General features: G+C 67.5%; 3 protein-coding genes. All 3 read left to right on the top strand.

The window, feature by feature from the left end; translation table 11 throughout:
- The first annotated feature begins 129 nt into the window (after nt 1-129).
- The 3 genes from ACFWP7_RS42415 to ACFWP7_RS42405 all read left to right on the top strand — a co-directional run bounded on the left by ACFWP7_RS42415 (nt 130) and on the right by ACFWP7_RS42405 (nt 3,265).
- Entirely contained in the window at nt 130-774 is a 645-nt protein-coding gene (locus tag ACFWP7_RS42415) for an HAD family hydrolase (protein WP_384393950.1), read from the top strand.
- 135 nt (nt 775-909) lie between these two features.
- Nucleotides 910-2,142: an MFS transporter gene (locus ACFWP7_RS42410; protein ID WP_384393947.1), complete on the top strand. Its 1,233-nt coding sequence runs from the start codon at nt 910-912 to the stop codon at nt 2,140-2,142.
- A complete protein-coding gene (locus ACFWP7_RS42405) occupies nt 2,093-3,265 on the top strand; it encodes an acetoin utilization protein AcuC (protein WP_384393944.1) in 1,173 nt (390 codons plus the stop codon). Before ACFWP7_RS42410 ends, ACFWP7_RS42405 begins: the two co-directional genes overlap by 50 nt.
- Nucleotides 3,266-3,356 lie beyond the last annotated feature (91 nt).

Genomic DNA, 3,356 nt, shown 5'->3' with positions numbered 1-3,356 from the left:
GATGGTACTGCAGGGGGGACCCTGTGGGAGAGTAGGACGCCGCCGAACTATCTTTGGAGAAAACCCCCGTACCGGGAAACGGTACGGGGGTTTTCTGCGTTCAGAGTCGCTCCGTTTTAATGTTGCAGCATGCGCTATGAATTGATCATCTTCGACAACGACGGCGTCCTCGTGGACAGCGAGCCGATCTCCAACGCACTTCTTGCCTCATACCTCACGGAGCTCGGGCATCCCACCTCGTACGAGGAGTCCCTCCGCGACTACATGGGCGCCGCCATGCACCGCGTACACGACCTGGTCGAGGAGCGCACAGGGGAGCGGCTGCCCGCGGACTTCGACGATGTCTTCCATGCTCGCGTCTTCGCCGCTTTCGAGCGGGAGTTGGAGCCGGTTCCGGGTGCGGTGCACGTGCTGGAGAAGCTGGCTGCGGACGGTGTGCCGTACTGCGTGGCTTCGTCCGGGAGTCATGAGCGGATTCGGGTGGGACATCGGAAGACCGGGCTCGACCGGTGGTTCGACGAGGGGCGCGTCTTCAGTTCGCAGGATGTGGGGCGGGGGAAGCCGGCGCCGGATCTGTTTCTGTACGCGGCCGAGCGAATGGGCGTAGCTCCTGAGAAGTGTGTCGTCGTGGAGGACAGTCCGCTGGGGGTGCGGGCGGCCGTCGCGGCCGGGATGGATGTGTACGGGTTCACGGCCATGACGCCCGCCGATCGGCTCGCGGGGGGCACTCTTCTCTTCTCCGACATGGATCAGCTTGCTGACCTGCTTGTATGACCGGGTACGGCGGTGAGCTGTCGGCGGGCGTCGAGTCCTCCAGTAGCCCTGGGCCGCGGCGAGTTGAAGAGCTGAGCAGAATTCATCTTCGGTTGGATCTACCCACGGGTAGGCCGGGGCCCTACGCTCGCGGCCATGACAGATGTGCTGCGGCGCGGTAGGGCCTCGCTCGCGTTCAGCTTCTTCGCCCAGGGCGTCGCCTTCGCGTTGCTCGTGACGCGTATCCCCGCGATCCAGGACCGCTACGGGATCTCCGACGCGCTGCTTCCGGCCTTCCTCGCCGCCGTGCCGGTGCTGGCCGGGGTCGGGAGTGTGGTCACCGAGAAACTGGTCAAGCGGGTGCCGCCCAGTCGCGTACTGAGGTGGTCGCAGCCCGTCGTACTCCTTGCTCTGCTCGGCGTCGGGTCCGGTGACCATGTGGCCGAGGTGGCGGCCGCGCTCGGAGCCTTCGGGCTCGCGGTCGGTGCACTCGACGCCTCCATGAACATGCTGGGAGTGAGCCTCCAACGGACGTACGGGCGCAGCATCATGCTTGGGTTCCATGCCGTGTACAGCCTGGGCGGGATCATCGGGGCCTCGCTCGCGTGGGTGGGGGCGCACTGGCATCTGTCGTTGTTCGTCTTGTATCTGCCGGTCGTGGCGGTTTTGCTGCCGGCGGTCTTTGTCGGTAGTCGGTGGTACGTCGATGGAGGCGCCGGAGGCGAAGCGGTCGACGGCTCCGGTGCGAAGACGGAGGCCGGCGAGGCCGGGCCCCTGGTCTTCAAGTTGCTGCTGCCGCTGTGTCTGGTGATGACCTTCGCGTACATCGGGGACTCGACCGTCTCCAACTGGAGTGCGAAGTATCTGCAGGACGTGCTGGGCAGTTCGGAGCAGCTCGCTACCGTTCCGTACAACGTGTATATGGTCACGACCCTGCTGGGGCGGTCGATCGGGGATTTCGGGGTACGGCGGTTCGGGGCTGTGGCGGTCGTACGGGCGGGGGCGGTGGTCGCGGCGGTGGGGTTCGGTGTCGTGGCGCTCGCGCCCGGCGCGTGGGTGGGGATGGCCGGGTTCACCCTGCTCGGGCTGGGGTTGTGTGTGATCGTGCCGCAGACGTTCGCCGCTGCCGGGCGGCTCTTTCCGGGGGCTTCGGATACGGCCATCGCGCGGCTCAATATCTTCAATTATGTGGGGTTCTTGATCGGTTCGCCCTTGGTCGGGGTGCTGGGGGACGCCTGGAACTACCGGGGCGCCATGCTCGTACCCATGGTGTTGGTTCTGTTGACCTTGAAGTACGCCCGGTCGTTCGCCGCTGAACCGGACCGATACGGTGAAGGGCATGAGCGGCCGCGCACAGCTGATGTGGGACGAGGCAGTAACGGGCTATAACTTTGGCCCGGACCATCCGATGGATCCGGTCCGGCTCGTGTTGACGAGGAGGCTCGTCGACGCGTTCGGGCTCGATCGCGATGTCGATGTGGTCGCGGCGAAGCCGGCCGGGGACTCGACGTTGCGGCTCGTGCATCGGGAGGACTACGTGGAGGCGGTCAAGGCCGCTTCCGTGGATCCGGAGGCCGCCGACGTCTCGTACGGACTGGGGACCCTCGACGATCCCGCCTTCGCCGGGATGCACGAGGTGTCCGCGATGATCGCCGGGCAGTCGGTGGGTGCGGCGGAGGCGGTGTGGCGCGGGGACGTGGTGCACGCGGTGAACTTCGCGGGTGGGCTGCACCATGCGATGCCGGGGGGTGCGTCCGGGTTCTGTATCTACAACGACGCGTCGCTGGCCATCGCACGGCTGCTTGAGCTGGGGGCCGAGCGGGTCGCCTATATCGATGTGGATGTGCATCACGGCGATGGGGTGCAGGCGGCGTTCTGGGACGATCCGCGGGTTCTGACGATCTCGCTGCACGAGCATCCGCGGACGTTGTTCCCGCAGACCGGGTGGCCGGAGGAGACCGGGGGCGACAGTGCGGAGGGGTCCGCCGTCAATGTCGCGCTGCCTGCCGGGACGGGGGATGCGGGGTGGCTGCGGGCGTTTCACTCCGTGGTGCCCGAGCTGATCGCGGACTTTCGGCCGCAGGTGCTGGTTACCCAGCATGGGGCCGACACCCATTTCGAGGATCCGCTTGCGCATCTCGCGGTGTCGCTGGATGCGCAGCGGGCTGTGCAGGTTGCCTGTCATGAGCTGGCGCATGAGTACGCCGAGGGGCGCTGGGTCGCGTTGGGTGGGGGTGGGTACGCGGTGGTGGATGTGGTGCCTCGGTCCTGGACGCACCTGGTTGCCATCGCGGCGGGGCGGGAGATTTCGCCCGAGACGGTGGTTCCTGAGGGCTGGCGGCAGGAAGTGTTCGCTCGTACGCGGCAGTTGGCGCCGGGGCGGATGACTGATGGGCGGTGGCCGGTGTCCTGGGCGGGCTGGGAGTCCGGGTACGACCCGGCGGATCGGCTGGATCAGGCGGTGCTGGCTACTCGGCGGGCGGTGTTTCCGTTGCGGGGGCTGTTGCCGTAGGGGGTGCCCCTTGGTTTTTCGCCCCCTCCGCCCCTGCCCGTCCCTTGTTCCGGGGGGGGGGGGGGGGCCCCCCCCCCCCCCCCCCCCCCCC

Origin of the sequence: Streptomyces sp. NPDC058470 (genome assembly GCF_042721055.1) — a bacterium.
In the GTDB taxonomy this organism is placed as follows: domain Bacteria; phylum Actinomycetota; class Actinomycetes; order Streptomycetales; family Streptomycetaceae; genus Streptomyces.
The sequence above is the reverse complement of the archived record's forward strand: the minus strand, read 5'-3'. Positions and strand labels throughout refer to the sequence as shown.